The sequence below is a fragment of the Novosphingobium sp. BL-S-19 genome, from assembly GCF_055521675.1.
Genome location: NZ_CM145498.1, coordinates 2,056,377 through 2,082,355 on the forward strand (window position 1 = coordinate 2,056,377; position 25,979 = coordinate 2,082,355).

The following is a 25,979-nucleotide window of genomic DNA, read 5'->3' on the forward strand; positions in this document are numbered from 1 at the left end:
GGTAGATCCGGCCCACGAAGGACTAAGGTATTATGGCCATCTCCGGTCTCATTCGCGTGATGGAAAAGGCGGCCCGTAAGGCGGGTAGCCGGCTGCGTCGCGACTTCGGCGAAATCGAGCACCTTCAGGTCTCGCGCAAGGGCCCGGCTGACTTCGTTTCGAAGGCCGATCAGGCGTCCGAACGCACGATCTGGGACGAACTGCGCGCCGCTCGCCCCGATTGGGGCTTCCTGTTCGAGGAAGCGGGCGAAATCCTGGGCGAGCCCGACAAGCCGCGCTTCATCGTCGATCCGCTGGACGGCACGACCAACTTCCTGCACGGCATCCCGCACTTCGCGATCTCCATCGCGGTGCAGGAACCGCGTCTGGACGGTAAGGGCTGGGGCGAAGTGACCGCCGGCCTGATCTACAACCCGGTTACCGACGAATCGTACTGGGCCGAAAAGAGCCGCGGCGCCTGGCTGCACGACAAGCGCCTGCGCGTTTCGTCGCGCCGCCATATGGACGAGAGCGTGATTGCCACCGGCATTCCTTTCGCCGGTCATGGCGACGCCGGCCAGTGGACCCGTATCTATCACGCGCTGGCGCCGCAGGTTGCAGGCATCCGCCGTTTCGGCTCGGCCGCGCTGGATCTGGCATGGGTTGCCGCCGGTCGCTATGAAGGCTTCTGGGAAGCCGATCTCAAGCCGTGGGATACGGCGGCGGGCTGTCTGCTGGTGCGTGAGGCCGGTGGCTTCGTGTCGGACTGGAAGGGCCGTTCGCAGCCGATCTGCGACACCGAAATCCTTGCTGGCAACGATGTTCTCCACTCCCGTCTGCATAAGTTGCTGGTAACCGCACTTAAGTGACTTGAGTACGACGTCCGGCGCGGCTAAGCGTGGCGCGCCGGAGCCGTCCGCTTCCATGCGGCGGCAATCACGCGTGAAGCGTGCCCCTGTGGCGGAATGGTAGACGCGAACGACTCAAAATCGTTTGTAGCAATACGTGCCCGTTCGAGTCGGGCCAGGGGCACCACGCGAATCATGGCAAGGGCAGCTATCTTTTAGCTGCCCGCCCGCAATCGGCATGTGACGGGCAATTCGCCAAGCTATTGTTATAATGGCGTTTCGCATGGCCTTGCGCGCAGTGTAACGGTTAAACACTGCCATCCTTCCCCAATTTGCGGCATTGCAGGTTCGTCGCTCGATGCGTCGATGTTTCCTGTCGTGGACCTTGCCGGCTCAGGCTGTCTTCCTCCGGGGCCAACGATAGGCATCCGCGTCGAGAACTGCTGGAATCCGGCCCGTTTCACGAGTGCCGAGATGGACCGGGCGCGTGCGGCTTCCCCTACTGCCGCCGATCGGTTTCCGGCATTTCCCGCAAGCCCGGCCATGCCGTCCCCCGAGGGCGGCTTGGGCCTCTTCGGGTCGCAAAACGGGTGAGAGTTGCCGCTCCACCTCGTCACGCCGGCATGCTCCGGGGGGAGCATGCCGGCGTCGATTGCTCGCATGAGATGCGGGCGGAACGCAAAAACCGCGCCCGATTGCAGGCAACGGGCGGCGAGCATGTTTGCCAAGTCTCTCTGTACGGACTATTTTGTTCGGAAAGGGGATGACATGGAACGTAGTGCCACCGAATTCCAGGACGCCCTTTCGCGTGTTGTGGATTCCGCTACTTTCCGTTCTTCGCCGCGCCTTGCGGAACTTCTTACTCATCTTGTTCAGCAGACTGTCGCAGGCCATGCCGATCGCCTGAAAGGCTATGCGATAGCCCTCGATGTCTTCGGACGGGATGAGGATTTCGATGCTTCTTCGGATTCGATCGTGCGCGTGCAGATGACGCGCCTGCGCAAGGCGCTGGTCGAACACTATGCAGGTGAAGGACTGGACGACCCGGTCCGCATCGTCATTCCGCGCGGATCCTACGTCCCGTCGCTGGAAGATGCTCCGGTCCGCGTAGCGCCGGCCGCGCCAGAGCTGACGGCTGCGCCGGAAGTTGCGGGCGCGCAGGTGCCGACGCCGACGCAGGGAGAAGGGGCTGCTGAACAGCCGCTCGCGCCTGTCGTTCCGGCAGCGGCAACGTCTGGGGCCGCCCCTGCCACAAAACAAGCGCCGATCCGCGAGGACATGGTCCATTCCACCAGCGCGCTCAATCTTCGCCGCCGCGCCTGGGTTCTGCTCGCCGTTCTGGCGCTCGCGGCAGCCTTGCTGATCGTCTACTGGCCGGGTGACGAACGCGATACGGCCATAGCCCGCGCCGGCGAGATGCCGCAGGGACCGACCGTTTTCGTCATGCCCTATGCCCTCAGCGGGGCGACGCCGCAGATCGCGCAAGTGCGCGACGGCATTCAGTACAACCTGGTCAATTACCTGTCGCAGCTTCCCAATCTGGCAGTGGTCGCTCTGGACGACGGGCCGATTTCGCCTGCGGTAGACCGGCAGGCCAGAGCGGCACCGCGCGGTAGTACATTCGTGTTGCAAGGCTCCATAGTCGCATCTGGCGACAAGTTCCGCGTCAATTCCAGCCTTGTGCGGATTCCCGGCGGCGTGGTGGTGTGGTCGGAGAATAGTGAACTGCTCTCCTATGACCCTCTCCATGTTCTGCAGTTGCAATCCGACATCGCACTGGGCGTGGCGTCGCGCCTCGGCCAACCATACGGTGTGATCCACGAGACCATGCGGCAGAACCTTGAGAACCACCGTAACCTCTCGATGGAGCACTATTTCTGCGAATTGCGCGCGTTCGAATTCATGCGAAACAAGGAACCCGGCACGCTCGCGCCTGTAAGGGCCTGTCTGGAACGTGCAGTCCAGGACAAACCGAACTATTCCGACGGTTGGGCTCTGCTGTCCTGGCTGCATACTTATGAGGCTGTAGCCCAAGGCACCGGCAATTCACCCGCCGCATTGGACGCCGCAAACCGGGCGGTCGCAGCCAACGCCACGAACGCGATGGCCTATCAGTATCTGGCGATTGCTCGCTTTCACGCGGGCGATTTCGACGCCGCGCGCGACGCGATCGGCAAGGCGCTGGAGATCAGCCCCAACAATTCAGAAACCCTCGCAGAGGCAAGTCGCCTTCTGGGCGTGCTGGGAGAGCACGATGTGGCGCCTGCGCTGGCCGAAAAGGCCATCCGGCTCAATCCCGGCCACCCGGCGTGGTACTGGTCCGGACTGGTGATCGATGCCCTTTACCGTGAGGATGGAGCGCAGGCGGTGCACTTCGCCAGGCTCAATGCCGAAGATCGTGGTCTGATCCCGCGTTATCTCCTGGCATCCGCCTATGCGCTGAACGGGCAAAAGGATGAAGCGGCCAAAGTGCTGGAGAAGGCTGCGCGGGATTATCCCAAGGTCGCGCGTGACCGTCGGCAGCTGGTGCGCGAACTGCACATGCCCGACTTCGTGACCGGCCCGCTGGAGGAGCATGGCCTGCTGGGGCCTTGAGATATTGGCACGAAGTCGCTGAACGATCGGGGAATCGAACTTGTTATGCGGCACGATGCGCCATAGGCTTCCTGCCATGAACGCCGCCGTCCTTGCCGCCGCTCTCGGCCTGATCGCCCCTATCTCTTCACCTGCGCTGGCCGCTGCGCCGCAGGAGGAAATTTCCGCCACCATCTCCCGCGATCTGCCGGGGTTGATGACCGTCTACCGCGATCTTCACGCCAATCCTGAACTGAGCATGCAGGAAGTGCGCAGCGCTGCGATCCTGGCCAAGGCGGCGCGCGCGGCCGGTTTCACCGTTACCGAGAAGGTCGGCGGAACCGGCGTGGTCGCCATTCTGAAGAACGGCGAAGGGCCGACCGTCTTGATCCGCGCTGACATGGATGGCTTGCCCGTGGTCGAGCAGACGGGCCTGTCATTTGCCTCTACCCGGCGCGGAACGTCCACCGCCGGGGTCGAGAGCGGCATCATGCACGCATGTGGCCACGATACGCATATGACGGCGTGGATAGAGACCGCGCGCCTGATGGCGGCGCACAAGTCCGAATGGTCCGGCACGCTGGTGATGATCGGGCAGCCGGCGGAAGAGACCGGGGAAGGGGCGTTGGCGATGCTCAAGGACGGGCTCTACTCACGTTTCCCGAAGCCGGACTACACTTTGGCTTTCCACGATTCGGCAGATCTGCCGGCCGGGCAAGTGGGCGCGGCCGTGGGCTGGGCACTGGCCAACGTGGACAGCGTCGATATCGACGTGAAGGGTATCGGCGGCCACGGCGCCTATCCGCAGACGACCAAGGACCCCATCGTCCTTGCCAGCGCCATCGTGATGAAACTGCAGACGCTGGCTAGCCGGGAAACCAATCCGCTCGATCCGGTGGTGGTGACCGTCGGGTCGTTCCATTCCGGCGCGAAGCACAATGTCATTTCCGACGATGCGAAGCTGCAACTGACGGTGCGCAGCTATTCGGATGAGACGCGCGCGCATCTTCTGGACGGCATCCGCCGTATCGCGCGCGGGGAAGCGATTGCGTCCGGCCTGTCGGACGATCTCATGCCGGTGATCACGGTGAAGGAGCCGCATACCCGTGCGACCTGGAATTCGCCTGAGTTCACGCAGGCGGCTGTCGCCGATCTCAAGGCGAAGATGGGTGATGCGAACGTCGTGGTGACGCCTTCGGTTATGGGGGGCGAGGATTTCGGCGAATTCCGGCGCGCGGACGACAAGCACATCCAGTCCGTGATCTTCTGGGTGGGCGGCGTCGATCCTGCGAAGCTGGCCGCAGCAAAATCGGGCGGTGCGCCGCTGCCTTCGTTGCATAGCCCGTTCTGGGCGCCGGTAGCGGAAAAGGTCATCTCATCAGGCAGTGAGGCAACCACGTTGACTGCGATGCGACTGATGGCGCGCAAATAGCGCGTCCTAGGTATCAGGATGCTGTAAATCCGTCCGACAGATCCGACTGTTTATGCGAGAGTTTGGCTGAAAATTTGGCATTTTTGCGGTAAACGCCATTGTCAGATTTACCGACAGTTTACCCATTCTGCCTAATTTGGCGTCAAGGCCGCATCCGGCCCGGAAGATGGCTCCCCCGCGAAGATGATCCGCCTTTTTAAACATTACATCCCCCACGCGGTGGTGCTGCTCTGGCTGGTCGACGTCGTGCTGCTGGCCACTGCGAACGAGATTTCCTGGCGGTTGCGGGCGGAACAGATCGGGATGGAGGCGGGCGATCTGGCCGGACGTCTTGGCGTCCATGCCGCATTTGCCGGCGTGATCGTTCTCGCGATGATCGCTGTAGGCGTCTACGGGGCGGACGCGCTGCGCTCCATGCGTTTCGCCGCCGCGCGTCTGCTGGTGGCGGTGTCGCTGGGCATCATTGCCCTGTCCTTCGTGGATTTCCTTGTTGCCGGCCAGCATTTCTGGCGTTCGACGCTCGCCTATTCGATGGCATTTGCCATCGTTCTGCTGATGGCCAATCGGCTGCTGCTGGGCGCATTCCTCGGAACATCCGCTTTCCGCCGCCGGGTTCTTGTGCTGGGTGCGGGCCATCGTGCGCAGCGCTTGCGGGATTTGGCAGAGCGGCCGGAAAGCGGCTTTGCCATCGTTGGCTATATCGCGATGAGCGAAGGCGATCCGGTCGTCGAAGAAGCCATCACCCGCGCTGCGATCCACGATCTTACGCGCTTCGTGAACAATCTGGGCGTCAGCGAAGTGGTGCTTGCGCTGGAAGAGCGCCGTAACGCGCTGCCGCTGAAGGACCTCTTGCGGATCAAAACCACCGGCGTCCACGTCAACGAATTTTCCAGTTTCCTTGAGCGCGAGACCGGGCGCGTCGATCTGGACACCGTGAACCCCAGCTGGTTGATCTTCTCCGACGGATTTTCGTCCGGCCGCATGGTTTCCAGCGCGGCGAAGCGCCTGTTCGACATATGCGCAAGTGCGCTGTTGCTGATGTTGACGGCGCCCGTGATCCTGCTTTTCGCGCTGCTCGTAAAAATCGATAGCCGAGGGCCCGCCTTCTACCGCCAGTCACGCGTGGGCCTTTATGGCCAGCCGTTCAACGTCGTGAAGCTGCGGTCCATGCGGACGGATGCGGAGGCAGCGGGTGCGCAATGGGCGGAACGGGATGATCCGCGCGTTACGCGTGTGGGCCGGTTCATTCGCAAGGTGAGGATCGATGAACTGCCCCAGGCCTGGAGCGTGCTGAAGGGCGAGATGAGCTTCGTCGGCCCGCGTCCGGAACGCCCGCAATTCGTTGCCGACCTGGAAGAGCAGCTTCGCTATTACGCTGAACGGCACATGGTGAAGCCGGGCATCACCGGCTGGGCGCAGATCAACTATCCTTACGGCGCCTCTATCGAGGATTCCCGGCACAAGCTGGAATACGACCTCTATTACGCCAAGAATTACACGCCCTTCCTCGATCTGCTTATCATTCTGCAGACCCTGCGGGTGGTGCTTTGGAGCGAGGGCGCGCGATGACCATGGGGCACGCAGGCGCATTCTGGGCCGGTATCGGGTCTGCGCTCAACCTTGCTGGGGCAATCGGCATCGCCAGCCTGGGGTTGTGGCTTCTGCCGCGCAGGGCGCGCTTCGGCAAGGCCGGTATTCCGATCCTGGCGGCGTTGCTGCTGACTGCGGGCTGGGCGGTGGCCGCTGCGGCCAGCGGAAACATGCTGACGATTTCCTTTGCCGAAAGCGCCCGCAACCTCGGCTGGCTGGTGGCGGTCTACACGCTGTTCGCCAGTGATGGGCGCCATGCAACGCTCGCGCCCATTCGCCCCGTTATCTACGCGCTGGTCTTCGTCGAGTTGCTTCAGTTGGGAACGGATGTCGCTCTGTTGCGGCTCGCTTTCGAGCCGCGGGTCTTGCGGGACGCATTCGACTTTACCGTGATGTTCCGCTTGCTGGTCGCGATCGGCGGGCTGGTTCTTGCGCATAACCTCTACGCCGGTGCGGCGCGGGAAGCGCGCGGCGCGTTGCGGTGGCCGGCGGCGGGATTGGCCGTGCTATGGGCATTCGATCTCAACCTCTACACGGTCGCCTACCTTGGAAATGCATGGCCCGTTGAAATTGCAGCCATGCGCGGACTGGCAACTTTGGCACTGGCGGCCTGCCTCGCCATCGGAGCGGCGCGAAATCGGGATGAACTGCGCCTGCGCCCGTCGCGCGCGGTGACATTTCAGACGTTCTCGCTGCTGGTGATCGGCATCTACCTCGCCGCGATGGTGGCGGTAGGGCAGTGGTTGGCCTATGCCGGCGGAGACTTCGCGCGCCTGATCGAATTGGCCTTCCTGACAATGGCCAGCGCCTTCGCACTCGTCGTGCTCCCCTCCCGGCGGGTGCGGGGATGGCTGAAAGTGACGATGGCCAAGCACTTCTTCCAGCATCGTTACGACTACCGCGAGGAATGGCTGCGTTTCACGCGTACCATTGGCAGCGGCGGCGAACAGGCGCTGCCTTTGGGCGAGCGCGTGGTTCAGGCCGTGGCGGACGTTACCGGCAGCGCGGCGGGGCTGTTGCTGACTCCTGGCGATCAGGGGGAGCTTACGCTTGCGGCGCGTTGGAACTGGCGCGACATCGATGTGCCGGCAATTGCCTATCCGCTGCGGGCGCTGGTGCCGTTCGAAAATCACGCCTTCATCGCCGATCTGGATGAGCAGCGCACCGGCGTCATGGCGGCGGGATACGAGGTGGAAGTTCCAGCGTGGCTTCTGGCTGAACAGCGTGCCTGGGCACTGGTGCCACTCGTCCACTACGAGCGACTGGTGGGCATGGTGGTGCTGGCTCGGCCGCAACTGGCCCGCAAGTTCGACTGGGAGGATTTCGACCTGCTGCGCGTTATCGGCCAGCAGCTTGCCAGCTATCTGGCTGAGAATTCCAGCCAGGAAGCATTGGCGGAATCAAGCCGGTTTGAGGATTTCCATCGCCGCATCGCTTTCGTGATGCACGATATCAAAAACCTTGCCAGCCAGTTCAGCCTGCTTGCCCGCAACGCTGAACTGCATGCCGATAAGCCGGAATTCCGAGCCGATATGTTGGTGACCTTGCGCAATTCCTCCGACAAACTCAACGCGTTGCTTGCCCGCCTCTCCCGCTATGGAAATGGTGTGGTGGACAAGCTGGAACCTGTGGGGGCGGGTGAAATCGCGCGTTCGGTGATCGCACGCTTTCAGGGTAATCCGCAGGTGGTCCTGGCAGAGACGCTGGATGTCATGGTCACTGCCAATCGCCACTCGTTGGAGCAGGTCCTGGTCCATCTCCTCCAGAACGCGCTCGATGCGAGCGAGGCGGATAGCCCGGTGTTTCTCTCGCTGGTGAGCGACGGTCTCAATGCCCGGTTCGAAGTGCTCGATTCCGGCTGCGGCATGTCTGCCGAATTCGTCCGCAACCGGCTGTTCAAACCCTTCGTCTCGACCAAGAGCGGCGGCTTCGGCATCGGTGCGTTCGAGGCGCGCGAACTGGTGCGGGCGATGCGTGGCCGGATGGAAGTGGAATCGCGCGAAGGACTGGGATCGCGTTTCGTCGTGCGTATCCCGCTCGCCGCCGCCACCGATTTTTACCAGACACTTGCCGCCAAGGATCAGAAAGTAGCCTGAGATGACCGAGACGCTTCCGAAGTTGCTGGTCGTAGAGGACGATGCCGGGCTTCAGGCCCAGCTCAAGTGGGCTTACGAGGATTTCGAGGTCTTGATCGCGGGTGACCGCGCTCAGGCCATGGCTCTGTTGCGCTCGGAAATGCCCGACGTGGTGACGCTCGATCTGGGCCTGCCGCCCGATCCCGATGGCGTGACCGAGGGTTTTGCCGTGCTCGACGAGATCATGGCGCTGAAGCCCGATACCAAGGTGATCGTCGCATCCGGTCATGGCGCCCGCGAATCCGCGCTTCAGGCGATCGCGCGCGGGGCTTACGACTTCTACAAGAAGCCGGTCGATATCGATGCGCTGGGGCTGATCGTGCGCCGTGCGCTCCAGCTTCACCGGCTTGAGGATGAGAACCGCCGTCTGGCCTCCAAGGTGGAGAAGGACGACAAGGTTTTGGGTCGGATGATTACCGCCGCGCCGGAGATGGTGCGCGTGGCGCGGACGATCGAGCGTGTGGCCAACACCAATGTCTCGGTGATGCTGCTGGGCGCATCCGGCACCGGCAAGGAACTGCTGGCGCGCGGGCTGCATGAGGCGAGCGGGCGGGCCAAGGGCGAATTCGTGGCGATCAACTGCGCCGCGATCCCCGAGAACCTGCTGGAAAGCGAGTTGTTCGGCCACGAGAAGGGCGCCTTCACCGGGGCTGTGAAAACCACGCCGGGCAAGATCGAGCAGGCCGGCGGCGGTACGCTGTTCCTCGACGAAGTGGGTGACATTCCGCTTCAGCTTCAGGTCAAGCTGCTGCGCTTCCTTCAGGAGCGGGTGATCGAACGCGTGGGCTCGCGGGAGTCGATCCCGGTCGATACGCGCATCGTCTGCGCCACGCATCAGGATTTGGAAGCGATGATCGCGGACGGGCGTTTCCGCGAGGACTTGTTCTACCGGCTTGCCGAAATCGTCGTGAAGATCCCCAGCCTTGCCGAGCGGCCGGGCGATGCGACCCTGCTCGCGAAGGCTTTCCTCAATCGCTACGCCAAGGAAATGAACCCGCGGGTGCGGGGCTTTTCCGCCGATGCGCTGGCCGCCATCGATGCCTGGCAATGGCCGGGCAATGTGCGCGAACTGGAGAACCGGGTGAAGCGCGCGGTCATCATGGCGGACGAAAAGCTTGTCTCCGCCATCGATCTGGACCTTGCCGAACCCGACGAGCAGGTGGCCAACGCCCTCAATCTCAAGACCGCGCGCGAGCAGGCCGACCGTAAGGTGATCCGCCATGCGCTGGCCCGCAGCGAGGGCAATATTTCCAGCACCGCCAAGATGCTGGGTATCAGCCGGCCGACGCTTTACGATCTGCTGAAGCAGTACGACTTACAAAGTTGATTGGGGCAGACTGTCAAAGAAAAAGGCCGGTGGCGCGTTCAGCACCACCGGCCTTTTCTATGCCTTCAAAGGCGGGCCGAATCAGATGTGGATCGGCTTGCCCTGCACGGCCATGGCCGCTTCCTTGATCGCTTCCGAGTGGGTCGGGTGCGCGTGGCAGGTGTAGGCGATGTCTTCCGACGTCGCGCCGAATTCCATAGCTTGCGCAGCCTGGGCGATCATCGTGCCCGCCACCGAGGCGATGCACCATACGCCGAGTACGCGGTCGGTTTCGGCGTCCGCGATTACCTTCACGAAGCCGTCGGGCTCATGGTTGGTCTTCGCGCGCGAGTTGGCGAGCATCGGGAACTTGCCAACCTTCACCGCTCCGCGAGCCTTGGCGGCCTCTTCGGTCAGGCCGACGCCGGCGATTTCCGGCTGCGTGTAGACCACGCCCGGGATCACGTCGTGGTTCACGATGCCGGTCAGGCCCGCGATGTTCTCGGCAACGGCGATACCTTCGTCTTCGGCCTTGTGGGCGAGCATCGGGCCGGGGATCACGTCGCCGATGGCCCAGACGCCGTCGACCTTGGTCGCGAAGTCGTGGTCGGTTTCGATCTGGCCGCGCTGGTTGAGTTCGAGGCCGATGTTGCCGAGGCCAAGGCCGTCGGTGTTCGGCTTGCGGCCGATGGCAACAAGCACGACGTCTGCATCGATCACTTCGGCAGCGCCGCCGGCGGCGGGCTCGACAGTGACCTTGGCAGCCTTGCCTTCAACGGCCACGCCGGTGACCTTGGTCGAAAGCTTGAGCGTCATGCCCTGCTTCTTGAAGATCTTGGCCGCTTCCTTGCGGACGTCGAGGTCCATGCCGGGCAGCAGTTGGTCGAGGAATTCTACGACCGTGACTTCCGCGCCGAGACGGCGCCAGACCGAGCCGAGTTCAAGGCCGATCACGCCGCCGCCGATGACGACCATCTTCTTGGGAACCGAGGCCAGTTCCAGCGCGCCGGTCGAGTCCACGACCACGCCGCCGGCGTTGTCGATTTCCACGCCCGGGAGCGGGGTGACCGAAGAGCCGGTGGCGATCACGATGTTCTTGGCGGTGACGGTCTTGCCGGCAACCTCAACGCTGTGCGCGTCCTTGAACTGGGCGTAACCCTTCAGCCAGTCGATCTTGTTCTTCTTGAAGAGGAATTCGATGCCGCCGGTCAGGCCCTTGACCGCGTCGAGGCGCTGGCCCTGCATGGTGTCGAGGTCCAGTTCCGGGGTGACCTTGATGCCCATCTTGGCCATCGAGCCGCCTTCCTTGGCCGCTTCGAAGTATTCCGAAGCGTGGAGCAGCGCCTTCGAGGGGATGCAGCCGACGTTGAGGCAAGTACCGCCCAGCGTCTCGCGGCCTTCGGCGCAGGCGGTTTTCAGACCGAGCTGCGCGGCGCGGATCGCGGCGACATAGCCGCCAGGGCCGGCACCGATGACAAGGACGTCGTAATCGTAATCAGCCATTGTTTAGGCCTCCGTCGCGCTAGGGGCTTCGACAAGCTCAGCCTGAGCGGGAAATGGTATTCAAGTCAATTAAACCCGCTCACCCTGAGCTTGTCGAAGGGTGTTTGGGGCTTGCCGCTCCGCCTGCCGTGAAGACAATGCCCGTGAAGGCTGGCGGAGCGGCGAGGCAACCTCAGAGGTCGATGAGGAGACGCGTGGGATCCTCGATCGCTTCCTTGATGGTCTTCAGCGCGGTAACCGCTTCGCGACCGTCGATGATGCGGTGATCGTAAGACAGCGCGATGTACATCATCGGGCGGATCACGATCTCGCCGTTGCGCACGACCGGGCGGTCCTCGATACGGTGTAGGCCGAGCACGGCCGACTGCGGTGGGTTGATGATCGGGGTCGACATCAGACCGCCGAACACGCCGCCGTTCGAGATGGTGAAGGTACCGCCGGCCATGTCGGCCATGGTCAGCGTGCCTTCCTTGGCCTTCTTGCCGAAGTCGGCAATGGCCTTCTCGATGCCGGCGAAGCCCAGCTTATCGCAATCCTTCACGACCGGAACGACAAGGCCGTTCGGGGCCGAGACGGCGATCGAGATGTCGACGTAGTCGTGGTAGACGATCTCGTCACCGTCAATCTGCGCGTTGACGGCCGGGATGTCCTTGAGCGCGAGGACCGAAGCCTTGGCGAAGAACGACATGAAGCCCAGCTTGATGCCATGCTTCTTCTGGAACACGTCCTTGTACTTCTCGCGCGCTTCGATGACGGCCGACATGTCGACGTCGTTGAAGGTGGTGAGAAGCGCGGCGTTGTCCTGCGCGGACTTCAGACGCTTGGCGATGGTCTGGCGCAGACGCGTCATCTTGACGCGCTCTTCGTTGCGCGCCGCCGGAGCAGCGGCAGCCGAAGCAGCAACAGGGGCCGAAGCCGGCTTGTTCTTGGCCGCTTCAAGGACGTCGTCCTTGGTGATACGGCCGTCCTTGCCGGTGCCCTTGATGGTAGCGGGATCGATGCCGTGTTCCAGGATCGCGCGGCGCACGGCCGGCGACAGCACTGAGGAACCGGCCGAAGCGTCGTCCGCGGCGGCAGCCGGGGCGGGTGCAACGGCAGCAGCAGCCGGGGCAGGGGCCGGGGCCGAAGCGGCGGGGGCCGCTGCGGCGGCGGGAGCGGCAGCGCCCGAACCGGCTTCAATCGTGGCGATCAGCGCGCCGACGACGACGGTGTCGCCTTCCTTGGCAAGCTGCTGGCCCATGACGCCGGCGTGCGGCGCCATGACGTCGATGGCGACCTTGTCGGTCTCCAGGCTGGCGATGGGCTCGTCAGCGGCAACCGCTTCGCCGGGCTGCTTCAGCCACTGGCCGATGGTGGCCTCGGCGACGGATTCCCCAAGGACGGGGACCTTGACTTCGGTGGTCATGATTTATCTCAAGCCTTCTGCTTGCGGCGGAGTTCGGAACGGACGGAGAGGTGCAGCGCATCGGCAACCAGCGCAGCCTGTTCGGCGACGTGGCGCTTGGCGAGACCGGTGGCCGGCGAGGCCGAGGCGTTGCGGCCGGCGTAGCGGGGACGCGGCTGGGCGACACCGGCTTCCTTGGCGGCAGCTTCGATCTGCGATTCGACGAAGAACCAGGAACCGTTGTTCTGCGGTTCTTCCTGGCACCAGACGATCTCTTCGAGATTCGGCATGCGCGACAGGCGCTTGGTCAGCGGTTCGCCCGGGAAGGGGTAGAGCTGCTCAAGACGGATGATCTGGGTGTCGTCGATCTCGGCGGCATCGCGTGCTTCGAGGATGTCATAGAAGACCTTGCCCGAGCACAGGATGACCTTCTTCGTCGCCTCGTCGCTCGAACCGTTGGGGTCCGAGAGAAGGCGGCGGAAGTGGCCGTCACCGAGGAATTCCGAAGCGGCCGACTTCGCCAGCGGATGACGCAGAAGCGACTTCGGCGTCATGATGACCAGTGGCTTGCGGAACGGACGGTGCATCTGACGGCGCAGAACGTGGAAGTAGTTCGCGGGCGTCGTGATGTTGCAGACCTGGATGTTGTCCTGTGCGCAGAGCTGCAGGTAACGCTCCAGACGGGCCGACGAGTGCTCCGGACCCTGGCCTTCGTAGCCATGGGGTAGCAGCATGACGAGGCCGTTGGCGCGCAGCCACTTGGACTCGGCCGAGGCGACGTACTGGTCGATGATGATCTGCGCGCCGTTGGCGAAGTCGCCGAACTGCGCTTCCCACAGCACCAGGGTCTTCGGATCGGCGCTGGCGTAGCCGTACTCGAAGCCGAGCACGCCATATTCCGAAAGCGTCGAGTTCAGCACCTCGAAGCTGCCGTGGGGCAGGGTCTTGATCGGGGTGTACTTGTGTTCGTCCTTCTGGTCGACCCAGACGGCGTGACGCTGCGAGAAGGTGCCGCGTTCGCAGTCCTGACCGGACAGGCGCACGCTGTAGCCTTCGGTGACGAGGCTGCCGAAAGCCAGTGCTTCCGCCGTGGCCCAGTCGAAGCCGTCGCCGGACTTGAACATCTCTTCCTTGGCAGCGATTACGCGGGCCAGCGTCTTGTGGACGGTGAGGTCCTCAGGAACGGTGGTCAGCACGCGGCCGAGGCTGTCGAACAGCTTGTTCTCGATGCCGGTTTCGACGTTGCGACGCGCGGTTTCGGGATCGGCAGGCTTGTGGAAGCCGCTCCACTGACCGGCGAACCAGTCGGCCTGGTTGGCCTTGTAGGTCTTCGCGGCTTCGAACTGCTCTTCCAGATGCTGCGTGAACGCGGCTTCGGTCTGCGGCAGGAACGCGTCGTCGATGACGCCTTCCTTCTTCAGACGTTCGGCATAGATCTGGCTGACCGGCGGGTGCTGGCGGATCTGCGCGTACATCAGCGGCTGCGTGAAACCAGGCTCGTCGCCTTCGTTGTGGCCGAAGCGGCGATAGCACCACATGTCGATCACGATGTCGCGGCCGAAGGTCTGGCGATAGTCGATCGCCAGCTTGCACGCGAAAGTCACGGCAGCCGGATCGTCGCCGTTGACGTGCAGGATCGGGGCCTGAACGCCCTTCGCCACGTCAGACGGGTACGGTGAGTTGCGCGCGAACTGCGGGCTCGTGGTGAAGCCGATCTGGTTGTTGATGATGAAGTGGATGCAACCGCCGGTGTTGTAGCCCTTCACGCCCGAGAGGCCGAAGCACTCCCAGATGATGCCCTGGCCGGCGAAGGCCGCGTCACCGTGGATGAGGACCGGCAGCACCTGCTTGTGCTTTGCACCCGGGCCGACGTCGTCGCCGATATCGTCGGCGATGGTCTGGTAGGCGCGAACCTTGCCGAGCACGACCGGATCGACGGTTTCGAGGTGCGACGGGTTGGGCATCAGGCTCATGTGGACCTTGATGCCGTCGAACTCACGGTCGGCCGAAGTGCCGAGGTGGTACTTCACGTCGCCCGAGCCGCCGACGTCTTCCGGGTTGGCGGTGCCGCCCGAGAATTCGTGGAAGATCACCTTGTAGGGCTTGGCAAGGACGTTCGCGAGGACGTTCAGGCGGCCGCGGTGGGCCATGCCGTACACGATTTCCTTCACGCCCAGCGTGCCGCCGTACTTGATCACGGCTTCCAGCGCCGGGATCATGGCTTCGCCGCCGTCGAGGCCGAACCGCTTCGTGCCGACGTACTTCTTGCCGAGGAACTTTTCGTACTGCTCACCGCGGACGACGGCCTGAAGGATCGCCTTCTTGCCTTCGACGGTGAACTCGATCTCCTTGTCGGCGCCTTCCATGCGCTCCTGGAGGAAGCGGCGTTCCTCGACATCGGAGATATGCATGTATTCGAGGCCGACCTTGCCGCAATAGTTGGCGCGCAGGATCTGCACGATCTCGCGAACGGTCGTCCACTCAAGGCCCAGCGCGCCGCCGACGTAGACCGGACGGTCCTGCGCAGCGCCCACGAAGCCGTGATATTCGGGGGTCAGGTCAGCGGGGAGCTGGCGCTGGTTCAGGCCAAGCGGGTCGAGTTCGGCAGCCAGGTGACCGCGCACGCGATATGTGCGGATCAACATCATGGCACGGATGGCATCGGCCGCCGCTTCGTCTATGCGGGACTGGTCGATCTTCGGACCACCCTTGGCGGCCGCCTTCTCGATCTGGACCTTCAGCGCTGCGGGGTCGAGGCCCTGCGTAAGGTCGTCCTCGAACTCGGCACCGACAAGGGGCCAGTTCTTGCGCTGCCAGCTGGGTCCGGCCTGCGGGCCGTCGAGGGGGCCATTGTCAGCCGAGCCGGGGGTGAAGTCGAAACTCTCGTCGCCCATGGGAATCACCTTCATGTGGCGTCGGGAGGGGATTCCCGGCGCTACCGAGCATAGTCTGCGCGAAGCCGGGAAATGGGGGAGGTCCCGTGTCTTCGCAAATCGTCCGGCGTCAGATCGCACCGGTTATTTATAGACCCGTGGCGACGGCGAACCGTCGCCACGGGCAAAACTGGTTACGCCAGTTCCTTGAGAACCTCGACCAGCGTCTCGCCAAGCAGCGAGGGCGAGGGGGAGACGCGGATGCCCGCTTCTTCCATCGCCGCGATCTTGTCCTCGGCGCCGCCCTGACCGCCCGAGACGATCGCACCGGCGTGGCCCATGCGGCGGCCCGGAGGCGCCGTGCGGCCGGCGATGAAGCCAACCATCGGCTTCTTGCGGCCACGCTTGGCTTCGTCCTTCAGGAACTGAGCCGCTTCTTCTTCGGCGCTGCCGCCGATTTCGCCGATCATGATGATCGACTTGGTAGCCTCGTCGGCCAGGAACAGTTCCAGGACGTCGATGAAGTTGGTGCCGTTAACCGGGTCACCGCCGATGCCAACGGCCGTGGTCTGGCCGAGGCCGGCGTTGGTGGTCTGGAACACAGCTTCATAGGTAAGCGTGCCCGAGCGCGAAACAACGCCCACCGAACCCTTGGAGAAGATGCTGCCGGGCATGATGCCGATCTTGCACTCGCCGGGGGTCAGGACGCCGGGGCAGTTCGGACCGATCAGGCGCGACTTCGAGCCCGAGAGGGCGCGCTTCACGCGGACCATGTCCAGAACCGGAACGCCTTCGGTGATGGCGACGATCAGTTCCATCTCGGCGTCGATCGCTTCGAGAATGGCGTCGGCGCAGCCGGCGGGCGGAACGTAGATGCACGAGGCAGTCGCGCCGGTAGCCGCTTTGGCTTCGGCGACGGTGTCGTACTGGGGCAGGCCGATGTGGTCGGTGCCGCCCTTACCGGGGGTGACGCCGGCAACCATCTTGGTGCCGTAGGCCAGCGCGGCTTCGGTGTGGAAGCTGCCAGTCTTGCCGGTCATACCCTGGGTAATGACCTTGGTGTTCTTGTCGACGAGAATGGACATAGGGAAATCCTAATTCCTGTTCCTGGGGTAGGCCGTGTTACGGCTTGGGAAGCGCCATGGCGCAAATTCCGCGAAGTGCAACCGTGCAAGTCGTAAAATCAACGACCCTATGAGCCGAAACCCCGCCAACCCCCTCGAAACGTATCGTCGGGGGCGGGCGGGGCCGGTTCAGTCAGATCAGGCCAGCGAGCCGTCGATCGCCTTGCAGGCGACCAGCAGTTCCTTGACCGCGTCGATCGAAACCTGAAGGCCGGCCTTGGCCTGCTCGTTCAGTTCGATCTCGATCACCTGCTCGACGCCGCCGGCGCCGATCACGACGGGCACGCCGACGTAAAGGTTGTCGACGCCATACTGGCCTTCGAGGTGCGCGGCGCAGGGCAGCACGCGCTTCTGGTCGCCCAGGTACGATTCAGCCATGGCGATCGCCGAAGCGGCCGGTGCGTAGAAGGCCGAGCCGGTCTTGAGCAGGCCCACCACTTCGCCGCCGCCATTGGCGGTGCGCTTGACGATGGCGTCGATACGCTCCTGCGTGGACTTGCCCATCTTGATGAGGTCGGGAACCGGGATGCCCTTGACGGTCGAATATTCGACCACCGGCACCATGGTGTCACCGTGGCCGCCGAGCACGAACGAGGTCACGTCGCGGACCGAAACGCCGAATTCCCAGGCCAGGAAGGTCGAGAAGCGGGCCGAGTCCAGCACGCCGGCCATGCCGACGACCTTGTTGTGGGGCAGGCCCGAGAATTCGCGCAGCGCCCAGACCATCGCGTCGAGCGGGTTGGTGATGCAGATCACGAAAGCATCGGGTGCGTTGGCGGCGATGCCTTCGCCGACCGACTTCATCACCTTCAGGTTGATGCCGAGCAGGTCGTCACGGCTCATGCCGGGCTTGCGGGCGACACCGGCGGTGACGATGATGACGTCTGCGCCGGCGATGTCGGCGTAGTCGTTGGTGCCGGTGATCTTGGCGTCGAAGCCTTCGACCGGGCCGCACTGCGACAGATCGAGCGCCTTGCCCTGCGGCAGGCCTTCAGCGACGTCGAACAGGACGATGTCGCCCAGTTCCTTCTGTGCCGCGAGGTGCGCGAGAGTGCCGCCGATGTTGCCGGCGCCGATAAGGGCAATCTTCTTACGAGCCATGTTGCTGCTTGTCCTTCCCACAAGGCGGGCGCTTCGGACGAAATGGCTCCTGCTGTGTCCCGCTAAAGGCAGGTGCCAGTGTTGACGAAGGGCGCCGTACGCCCCTCAATCCGACAATGCAACCGGGAAACGGCCGCCAAAAGGCAGCTGGGCGCAGAAATTAATGATAATAGTTCGCAATTGCAATAGATCGAATGAAAGTGCGGGATTCGGCGCAGGGGGGCGCGCGAACCCAGCCATTCGGCGCAATCGCGACCGCGCTATTCGCAAGCTCTCAAGCTGGCTGCGGCATGGCGAGTCTCCCGCACCGGGATTACGCTGGCAAGAACTTTGAAAGCGAGTCGGCGCGTCGACAAGGCGCGTGGTCGCGAACAATGCTGCGGGAACGAGTAAAGAGCGCCGCCGAAGCAAACGCTCTGTGGGTGTGGGCAATATGGAAGGGGAATATGTGCGAGCCCCCGCCGATGGCTCAACCGCTGCGCGCAATGCGCCTTTCGAACGCTTCCGCCATGCGGCGATCAAGCTGGCGACATACCGCAATCCACCAATGGCAGGCCTTGTCATCTCCGGCGAGACGTGCCGCTTCTGCATTCGAGCGGGCGTGGCGGGCGGCAGATAGCCCGTAGACGGCAAAGTGGCGCAATGCCTCGGTCAACATCCGTTGATCGTGGCCGTTCTGATTGGCAGCGGAGGGCAGCACGGGAGAGGTGCGCCGTACAGAGCCGTTGTCATTGACGGCATCAAGCGGAGTCCACGAACAGCGCATGCGCATGACCGCCGGTGTCGTCCCGCCCCGTGCGGCGGAAAAGCGGATGGTCATTGTCGCGGGCCCTTTTGTCGTTGTCGCAGGCCCTTTCTGCCACGCTGGGCGCTAAGTCTTCGTGAGGGGCTATGGTTGCCAGAGCGTTATCGTCGTCTTCAGCTCGTCCTTTTCAGGTACCAGGTGCAGCTATCCATTTGCCGGAATTGGCATATTCGGGGCGAATGCCTTGTGCCTCGGGCAAATTCTGCGCGCGGTAAAGGTTGTCGCCTCCGCGCGCGCGCACCTCTTCGGAATAGCGTGGTGCTGGCGTGCCGTCGGCATTCGTCGTGGCCGGATGCACTGCGGGAACAGCGACAGGGGCGGCGAAAGCGCGTTGCAAGGCAACAGGATCCAGCGCGGCATCGGCCAAGGCAGTCGCGGCCGAAAGATCGCGAGGACGCGGTGCCGCCAAGGGTTCGCCGCCCAGATAGGCGAAGCGGAACGATCCGGGGGCACCTGCCGCGCCGTTGAAGCTGTAGAAGCGATGTGCGCCGATCGTCGTGAGGTAATGAAGGCTTGGTGCCCAGTAGGGATTGATCTGGATCGTGTGATAATGCGTGGCCAAGCCCACCGGCGCATAGACATCACCGGCTAACGCCGAACGGGCGACGGCGGCGGCGCGGTCCCAGAAGAAACGCTGCGGCGCGCGGGCCAGCGATCCGTCGCAGGCAAACGTGAACTGACAGCCCGTAGGCCTTTCGGATCCTTCGAACACGACCCCGCAGACCGTCTTGGGATAGGCCGGATGCGCCACGCGGTTGAGCACCACTTGCGCCACGGCGCGCTGTCCGGCGTCCGGTTCAGTTGCGGCTTCGTAATAGATCGCCATGGTCATGCACTGCTGTGCACGCGCGCGGTCCAGCGCCGTACCTTCGAAGCGGAACGGCCGCGCAATCGGGCCTGATGGATCGCTGAAGGCGTTGTCGGTGGTGGTCGTCTGAACGGCGGGTTCCGCTTGCAAGTAGTAATAGGCGGACCCCGGAAAGCTTTCGCCCTTCTGTTCGAACGGCATCGGCAGCACGGATTCGTTTCCGCTTGGCGCATCGCCGATGGAAAATCGGGCCCAGGTACCCGGCTCGGCGAAGGCGGGAAGGGCCATCGCTGCCAGTGCGCAAATCGACAGAGCCCACCGCTTCTGCGCCCGCTTGCGCCGATGCCTCCACCCGCCACGCACGGCGAAGTCGCGCGGGAGCGACTCCATTCCGCGTAGTTTAGGGATGGGGGCGATATCCGTCACAAGCAGTCCCAAAGTTCAAAGTGGCGCGCCTTTTGCGCCTAACGCATCGGGCGGTGTTCCGCATGGGCGGTCTCGGTGGCGTCCCGAAGCGGCACGATATCGGCGGAAAGGATGAAGGAGTGGCGAACGCGCCATTCCGGTCGAATAAATGAGCGGTGCAACGAAAAACGGGCAGGTCGCGCCTGCCCGTTTTCCTTTGTCCTTGTGTGGTGCCCTTACTTGGAGCCCTGCGTCAGCCCGCGTGCTTCCAGCATTGGTTCCACGCTGGGATCATGCCCGGTGAAATCGCGGTACATCTGTGCGAAGTCCTTGGAATGGCCCTGTCCCAGGAAGCTGGCACGAATGTGATCGCCATTCGCGCGCGTCATGCCGCCATTCTTTTCCACCCAGGCCCAGCCATCGTGCGCCAGCACTTCGGTCCAGATATAGGCGTAGTAGCCGGCTGCGTAGCCGTTGTCCCAGATATGGCGGAAGTACGGCGTCTTGTAGCGCGGCGGGATCAGGTCCGTGCGCAGGCCGGTCTCTGCGAGCGCCTTGGCTTCGAAAGCCATCGGCGGCTGTGCGGCTTGCTCGGGGCTCAGCGTGTGCCAGCGCATGTCGAGCATGGCCGAGGTCAGCGTCTCGCCCAGGCCAAGCCCCTGGTTGAACTTGCCTGCCGCCTGGATCTTGTCGAGCAGGCCCGCCAGCAGCGGCGCGCCGGTCTGGTAGTGCTTGGCGAAGTTGTTCAGCACTTGCGGAACGGTGGCGAAGTTCTCGTTGAACTGGCTAGGGAACTCCACGAAGTCGCGCGCGGTGTTGGTGCCCGAGAGCGAGGTGTACTTCTGGCTGGCGAAGAAGCCGTGCAGCGCGTGGCCGAATTCGTGGAACATCGTCGTCACATTGTCCCATGTGGCAAGCGGGGGCTGGCCATCGGCGGGCGGATCGATGTTGAGCGTATTGACGATCACCGGCTTGGTGCCGTTGATGTAGGACTGGTCTACGAAGTTGTTCATCCATGCGCCGCCCTTCTTGTTGGGGCGGGCGAAGGGATCGTAGTAGAACAGCGCCAGCGACGAGCCATCCTTGTCGAACACTTCATAGACGCGCATCGACGGGTGATAGCCCGAAAGGTCGGTGCGGCGCTTGAAGGTGATGCCGTAGGTCTGCGTGGCGGCATAGAAAACGCCGTTTTCCAGCACGTTCCACACTTCGAAGTACGGCTTGATAGTCGCTTCGTCGAGGTCGAACTTAGCCTTGCGGACCTTCTCCGCGTAGTAGCTCCAGTCCCAGGGCTGAAGAGCGTCGGTCACGCCATCCGCCTTGGCGGCTTCGGTCAGCAGGCCGGCCTCACGGTCTTGCGTGGCGCGCAGAGCGGGGACGAAGCCCTTCATGAAGTCCATCGCCTGCTTGGGCGAGGTGACCATCTGGTTGTACATGTTGAGCGTGGCGAAATCCGGCTTGCCCAGCAGTTGCGCCTTCTTGGCGCGCGCCACGGCGATCTGGCTGACGATGCCGGTGGTGTCGTACTGGTCGCCCGAACTGGTGCGGTTGATGCTGGCTTCGAACACCTTCTTGCGGCTGTCGCGGTTGGTCAGCTGCGTCAGCACCGGCTGCTGCGTGAAGTTGAGCAGCGGGATCAGGTACTTGCCCGGCTTGCCCTGTTCGGTGGCCCGCTTTGCGGCTTCGGCGATGGCGGCATCGCTCATGCCCTTCAGTGCGGCGGCATTGTCGAACACGACTGCATGCGCCGCGGTGCCGGCGGTCAGCGTCTGCGAGAATTTGGTCTCCAGCGTCGCGATCTCAAGGTTCAGCTTCTTCAGTTCCACCTTCTGCGCGGCCGAGAGCAGCGCACCGCGATTGACGAACTTCTCGTACGTGGTCGAAAGCAACATCGCGTCCTCGCCGGTCAACGCCTTGCCCTCGGCGCTGTCATGCACGGCCTTCACGCGGGCGAAGAGCGCATCGTCGAGATAGATGTCATCGTTGAGCGCGGAAATCTGCGGGCTGAGCGCGGTGTCCGCTGCGTCCAGCGTGTCGTTGGTGTTGGCAGAGGTCAGCTGGCTGAACACATTGTCCACGCGGTCGTACATGCTGCCCGCGCGTTCCATGGCGACCAGCGTGTTCTCGAAAGTCGGCTTGGCCTTGTTGGTGGCGATCGCCTTGATCTCGGCGCGCTTGATGGCAATGGCGGCTTCGATGGCGGGCTGCCAGTCGCTATCCTTGTACTTCGAGAAGTCCGGCGCGCTGTAGGGCAGGGTGCTGGGCTGTGCGAAGGGGCCGGTATAGGCCGGAGCTGCGGCCTTCGGAGGTTCCTTGGCAAATGCAGTCATGGGCATGCCTCCAAGCAGGCCGGCGCCGAGTACAATCGGGGCAGCGGCGGCCATGAGCCGGGTCTTCATCGGTCATTTCTCCTGGCGGCGGCAACCCGGAAATAAGGGGTCGGAAACCGGACCGCAGAGCCGCTTGAACGGCCCCGCCCGGTGCGCCGGAACGGGCGCCGCAGTTGGTGGACGGCCGGGGTTGAAGCGCAGAAAATCGCCACTGGCAAGCACACAGGCGGCCAATCGTGACGGGTTGCGCAAACACGGTTTCCAGCTTTGCTGATCACCAAGAATCATGACGCCGGGACGCAACATGCTTGCGCCCCGGCGCCTCGACGGTCGCGGGAAGCCTCTTGAAGAGGCTCTATCGCCGGCGGGGGGATTCCGGCCCGGTCAGTTCGACCGGAAGCGACCGTTCGACCAAATCTGCATAGGGTGATCCCGGCCTTCCTCGTGCTGGCGCACGCGATCTTCAAGCTGGCGATCGAAGATCAGCGATCCGGTGCGGCGCGCAAAGCGGCTGCGGCGATAAGGAAGTTCTGCGCCGATGTTCATGATCCATCTCCTCTCAAGGCGGCAAACGCGGACTGTCGGCGTTGGTTCCCGACTTTCGTCCAGTTTCGGGACTATCAGGCGAAGGCCGGAAGAGGAAGCGGAAGGCGCGTTCCGTTCGCCGCATCGGCCAGCGTATGCGCGTCGAGTTCTGCCAGAAATGCGCCCATTGCCTTGCGCAGCAGAGCGGTAAGGCCGCAGGCGCCCCGCAGCAGGCAATTGTCGCAATCGGCGGGCTGCAGATTGGGTTCCGTGAGTCTCACGACCTCGCCCAGCGTGATCGCAGTGGCCGGCCGCCCAAGCCGGAAGCCGCCGCCGCGCCCGCGCACAGTCTCCAGCAGCCCGGCGTTGCCCAACAGGTTCACCACCTTCATCGCGTGGTTGCGCGAAATGGCGTGTGCCTCCGCCACTTGCGCGATCGAGAACAGCCGGTCCGGATCGACGGCGGCGTGAAGCAGGATGCGCAGGGCGTAATCGGTGTGCGCGGTAAGGCGCAATCGCGTTCTCCGGATAAATGATGCTTCGTATTTACATCTTTTCAGGTGAGAGTATAGATGCATATGGCTGCTCCCCTCAGCGAAACTACCGTCGCCGTGATCAAGGCCACCGCGCCCGCGCTTCAGCAGCACGGCGTGGAGATCACCACCCGCATGTACGCGCGACTTTTCGAGAACGAAGATGTGCGCGCCATGTTCGATCAGGCGTCGCAAGCTTCGGGCGAACAGCCCCGCCGGCTGGCAGCCGCGATCCTTGGCTATGCGCAGAATGTCGACAAGTTGCAGAATCTGACCGGCGCGGTTGCGCGGATGGTGCAGCGCCATGTCGAAACGGGCGTGAAGGCCGAACATTATCCGCTGGTGGCCAAAGCGTTGCTTCCCGCGATCCGTGACGTTCTGGGGGAAGCCGCAACCGACGAAGTGCTCGCCGCTTGGGGGGAAGCGTACTGGTTCCTCGCGGATATTCTGATCGGCAAGGAGGCCGATGCCTACGCCGAACTGGAAACGGCCTGACTCCTATCGCGTGCCCACGCCGCGCTCGAACTGGGATTGCAGGTTTGTCAGTGCCGCAGGGGTGACCGGCGGCAGTTCTTCCGCCGCCTTGCCCTTGCGCAGGGCGGCGCGGTCCTTTTCTGAAGGCTGAACTATACGGACGCGCACGGCCGCCTTGCCCTTGGCCCGGATGCCCAGCGCCTCGGCGGCTCCGCGCGACAGATCGATCACGCGAGCACTATCACCATAGGGGCCCCGGTCGTTTACGCGGACCAGGATGCGGCGACCAGTGTCTAGCGAGGTAACCTCGACATAGCTGGGCAGCGGCAGCGTCTTGTGCGCGGCGGTGATCCAGTCCGGGCGGAAACGTTCGCCATTGGCAACCTGATTGCCGGACTCCTGCCCGTACCACGTCGCATAACCCAGCACGTCATAGCCGGGCTGGTTGGCCGGCGTATAAGTGACACCGCGTACCTTGTAGGGCGGGCCGACGCGCACGGGCGTATCGCTGACCGCGCGGAACTTCGTGCCGCCGCCGCAGGCTGCCAGCGCCGAGATCAATGCAATTGCGAATATGGGCTTGAGCGCCCCCGTTAAACTGCCGCTCATGCCCGATCCCTAGCGTTGCTTGCGGTGCACTGTCCAATCGGCCTGACGCCGGGGAAGGGCGGATTAGCGGAACCACGGGCCGGTTCGGCCGGTTGTCCACCGCTGAAGGAGTGACGCATGTTCAAGTCGATAGCCGTGGCTGCGCGGGACCGGGGGCGAATGGCGGAAGTCTCCGCCGTGATCGCGCGTTTCGGGCTGGAATCGCTGGCCGTGCGGCTGGGGATCGGGGAGGGCGATGACAGCGCCGGCACAGAGGCGCGGGATCTGCCCAGTCGCACCCGGCGCGGACTGGAGGCACTGGGGCCGACTTACGTGAAGCTCGGCCAGATACTGGCCACTCGGCGCGACTTGCTGCCCGACGCCTGGATCGCCGCTTTCGAGCAGTTGCAGAGCGACGCGCCGCGTGTGCCGTTCGAGGATTTGCGCGGTGAGGTGGAGGCGGCGCTGGGTGAGCCGCCGGAAAGCGCGTTCGCCTATTTCGATACCGAACCGCTTGCCGCCGCCTCCATCGCGCAAGTCCACCGTGCGCGCCTGCATGATGGCGGGGAGGTGGTGGTGAAGATCCGCCGCCCGGGCATCCGCGCGCGGATGGAGGCGGACCTCAGGCTCATGCGGCATCTCGCCGCGCTGGCGGAAGCGCGTAGTGCCGCGGTGCGCAGGACGAAGCCGGCCGCCATGATCGAGCAGCTTGGCCGCGAAATTCTGGACGAACTCGATTTCACCAATGAGGGGCGCAATGCCGATCTGTTGCGGGCCGACCTTGCTTCGCTGGATCGCGTTACCGTGCCGCGTATCCATTGGCAGTGGACCGGCGAGCAGGTGCTGGTCATGGACTATGTCGACGGGTTGCCGCCGCGCGACCCGGACGCGTTGAGAGCGGCCGGCATCGATCCGTCGCGTATCGCCTCGCTTGGCGCGGAACTGGTGCTGGAGATGGTGCTGGTCAATGGGCGGTTCCATGCCGATCCGCATCCGGGCAACCTGTTATGCCTGCGTCCTGAAACTGCGGGAAACGATGGGCTGGCGCTGCTCGATCTGGGCTCGGTCGGCTTTGTCAGTCCCCGCCGACAGCATGAATTCCTGACTTTCGTGCTCGCCTTGCGCAGTGGCGATCCTGGCGGTGTGGCGGACATGCTGGCCACATGGTCGGAAGGTGGCGATGTTCCGCGTGAAAAGCTGCTGCGCGCTTCCGAGCGGCTTGTCGCGCGGCATGGCACCGGGGCCTTGGTGCTGAACGCCATGGTGGCGGACTTCTTTCCGCTCCTGCGGCAGGAGGGGCTGGTCCTGCCGCCCGATCTTGTGCTTATCTTCAAGGCCATGGTGACGATGGACGGCGTGCTTGCCGGGATCGCGCCGGATTTCGACTTGTCGGATGCCTTGGAACGGATGCGGGGCAAGCTCGTCGCCTCGCGGCTTTCGCGTCTTGCCGCGCCGGACAAGCTGGAAACCGCACTGCTGGAATTCTCGCGCCTTGCAGAGGAAGCGCCGCGCTTTCTGCGGGCGGCCTCTTCGCGAATGGAGGCTCCATCCCCTCCGCCCCGCGATGAGGGCACGGCCAAGGCTATTCGGTTGGCCGGGTGGCTGGTCGGCGGAGCGGTGGTGTTCCACGCGCTCGCCGACCTGCTCGTTCACTGGACTTGA

19 protein-coding genes and 1 tRNA gene are annotated in these 25,979 nt (G+C 63.8%); 9 read left to right on the forward strand and 11 right to left on the reverse strand.

Annotation, left to right across the window (positions count from 1 at the left end):
• Nucleotides 1-29 precede the first annotated feature (29 nt).
• The 7 genes from ACZ1JV_RS17845 (at nt 30) to prsR (ending at nt 9,885) form a co-directional block, all read left to right on the forward strand.
• Nucleotides 30-848: an inositol monophosphatase family protein gene (locus ACZ1JV_RS17845; protein WP_465138529.1), complete on the forward strand. Its 819-nt coding sequence runs from the start codon at nt 30-32 to the stop codon at nt 846-848.
• Nucleotides 849-930: 82 nt separating this feature from the next.
• A tRNA-Leu gene (locus tag ACZ1JV_RS17850) sits at nt 931-1,014 on the forward strand.
• Between the two features lie 581 nt (nt 1,015-1,595).
• Complete coding sequence (locus ACZ1JV_RS17855; RefSeq protein ID WP_465138436.1) at nt 1,596-3,422, forward strand: tetratricopeptide repeat protein; 1,827 nt, start codon at nt 1,596-1,598, stop codon at nt 3,420-3,422.
• Between the two features lie 76 nt (nt 3,423-3,498).
• A complete protein-coding gene (locus tag ACZ1JV_RS17860; protein WP_465149881.1) occupies nt 3,499-4,833 on the forward strand; it encodes an amidohydrolase in 1,335 nt (444 codons plus the stop codon).
• Between the two features lie 183 nt (nt 4,834-5,016).
• Nucleotides 5,017-6,402 carry a TIGR03013 family XrtA/PEP-CTERM system glycosyltransferase gene (locus ACZ1JV_RS17865; RefSeq protein ID WP_465149882.1) on the forward strand — a complete coding sequence of 462 codons (1,386 nt, stop codon included), beginning with the start codon at nt 5,017-5,019 and terminating at the stop codon, nt 6,400-6,402.
• Nucleotides 6,399-8,519 carry an XrtA/PEP-CTERM system histidine kinase PrsK gene (gene prsK, locus ACZ1JV_RS17870; protein WP_465149883.1) on the forward strand — a complete coding sequence of 707 codons (2,121 nt, stop codon included), beginning with the start codon at nt 6,399-6,401 and terminating at the stop codon, nt 8,517-8,519. The genes ACZ1JV_RS17865 and prsK overlap by 4 nt, the downstream gene beginning before the upstream one ends.
• A 1-nt stretch (nt 8,520) precedes the next feature.
• Entirely contained in the window at nt 8,521-9,885 is a 1,365-nt protein-coding gene (gene prsR / locus ACZ1JV_RS17875) for a PEP-CTERM-box response regulator transcription factor (protein ID WP_465149884.1), read from the forward strand.
• 81 nt (nt 9,886-9,966) lie between these two features.
• Here prsR and lpdA read toward each other — a convergent pair whose 3' ends face one another.
• From lpdA to ACZ1JV_RS17925, 10 genes are all read right to left on the reverse strand, one after another.
• The gene (gene lpdA, locus ACZ1JV_RS17880) at nt 9,967-11,367 is read right to left on the reverse strand and encodes a dihydrolipoyl dehydrogenase (protein WP_465138441.1); all 1,401 of its coding nucleotides are present in this window, start codon (nt 11,365-11,367) and stop codon (nt 9,967-9,969) included.
• 172 nt (nt 11,368-11,539) lie between these two features.
• Nucleotides 11,540-12,772 carry a 2-oxoglutarate dehydrogenase complex dihydrolipoyllysine-residue succinyltransferase gene (odhB, locus tag ACZ1JV_RS17885; RefSeq protein ID WP_465149885.1) on the reverse strand — a complete coding sequence of 411 codons (1,233 nt, stop codon included), beginning with the start codon at nt 12,770-12,772 and terminating at the stop codon, nt 11,540-11,542.
• Nucleotides 12,773-12,780: 8 nt separating this feature from the next.
• Nucleotides 12,781-15,645, reverse strand: a complete 2,865-nt coding sequence (locus tag ACZ1JV_RS17890) for a 2-oxoglutarate dehydrogenase E1 component (protein WP_465152601.1) — start codon at nt 15,643-15,645, stop codon at nt 12,781-12,783.
• 173 nt (nt 15,646-15,818) lie between these two features.
• A complete protein-coding gene (gene sucD / locus ACZ1JV_RS17895; RefSeq protein WP_465149886.1) occupies nt 15,819-16,709 on the reverse strand; it encodes a succinate--CoA ligase subunit alpha in 891 nt (296 codons plus the stop codon).
• A gap of 177 nt (nt 16,710-16,886) precedes the next feature.
• Entirely contained in the window at nt 16,887-17,849 is a 963-nt protein-coding gene (gene mdh, locus ACZ1JV_RS17900) for a malate dehydrogenase (RefSeq protein ID WP_465149887.1), read from the reverse strand.
• A 469-nt stretch (nt 17,850-18,318) separates the two neighbouring features.
• A complete protein-coding gene (locus ACZ1JV_RS17905) occupies nt 18,319-18,669 on the reverse strand; it encodes a hypothetical protein (RefSeq protein WP_465149888.1) in 351 nt (116 codons plus the stop codon).
• A 112-nt stretch (nt 18,670-18,781) separates the two neighbouring features.
• On the reverse strand, nt 18,782-19,750 hold the full coding sequence (locus tag ACZ1JV_RS17910; RefSeq protein WP_465149889.1) for a cell wall hydrolase: 969 nt from the start codon (nt 19,748-19,750) through the stop codon (nt 18,782-18,784).
• 353 nt (nt 19,751-20,103) lie between these two features.
• Nucleotides 20,104-22,266 (reverse strand): M3 family metallopeptidase, encoded by a 2,163-nt coding sequence (locus ACZ1JV_RS17915; protein WP_465149890.1) that lies wholly within the window; start codon nt 22,264-22,266, stop codon nt 20,104-20,106.
• A 315-nt stretch (nt 22,267-22,581) separates the two neighbouring features.
• Nucleotides 22,582-22,743 (reverse strand): hypothetical protein, encoded by a 162-nt coding sequence (locus tag ACZ1JV_RS17920; protein ID WP_465138447.1) that lies wholly within the window; start codon nt 22,741-22,743, stop codon nt 22,582-22,584.
• Nucleotides 22,744-22,817: 74 nt separating this feature from the next.
• Nucleotides 22,818-23,237, reverse strand: a complete 420-nt coding sequence (locus ACZ1JV_RS17925) for an Rrf2 family transcriptional regulator (protein ID WP_465138448.1) — start codon at nt 23,235-23,237, stop codon at nt 22,818-22,820.
• Between the two features lie 63 nt (nt 23,238-23,300).
• Here ACZ1JV_RS17925 and ACZ1JV_RS17930 point away from each other — a divergent pair, with 63 nt between their 5' ends.
• Nucleotides 23,301-23,750 carry a globin domain-containing protein gene (locus ACZ1JV_RS17930; RefSeq protein WP_465149891.1) on the forward strand — a complete coding sequence of 150 codons (450 nt, stop codon included), beginning with the start codon at nt 23,301-23,303 and terminating at the stop codon, nt 23,748-23,750.
• Nucleotides 23,751-23,753: 3 nt separating this feature from the next.
• Here the strand turns inward: ACZ1JV_RS17930 and ACZ1JV_RS17935 are convergent, their stop codons facing one another.
• Nucleotides 23,754-24,338, reverse strand: coding sequence for a septal ring lytic transglycosylase RlpA family protein (locus ACZ1JV_RS17935; RefSeq protein ID WP_465149892.1), 585 nt, complete (start codon nt 24,336-24,338; stop codon nt 23,754-23,756).
• Nucleotides 24,339-24,455: 117 nt separating this feature from the next.
• Here ACZ1JV_RS17935 and ACZ1JV_RS17940 point away from each other — a divergent pair, with 117 nt between their 5' ends.
• Nucleotides 24,456-25,979 (forward strand): ABC1 kinase family protein, encoded by a 1,524-nt coding sequence (locus tag ACZ1JV_RS17940; protein ID WP_465149893.1) that lies wholly within the window; start codon nt 24,456-24,458, stop codon nt 25,977-25,979.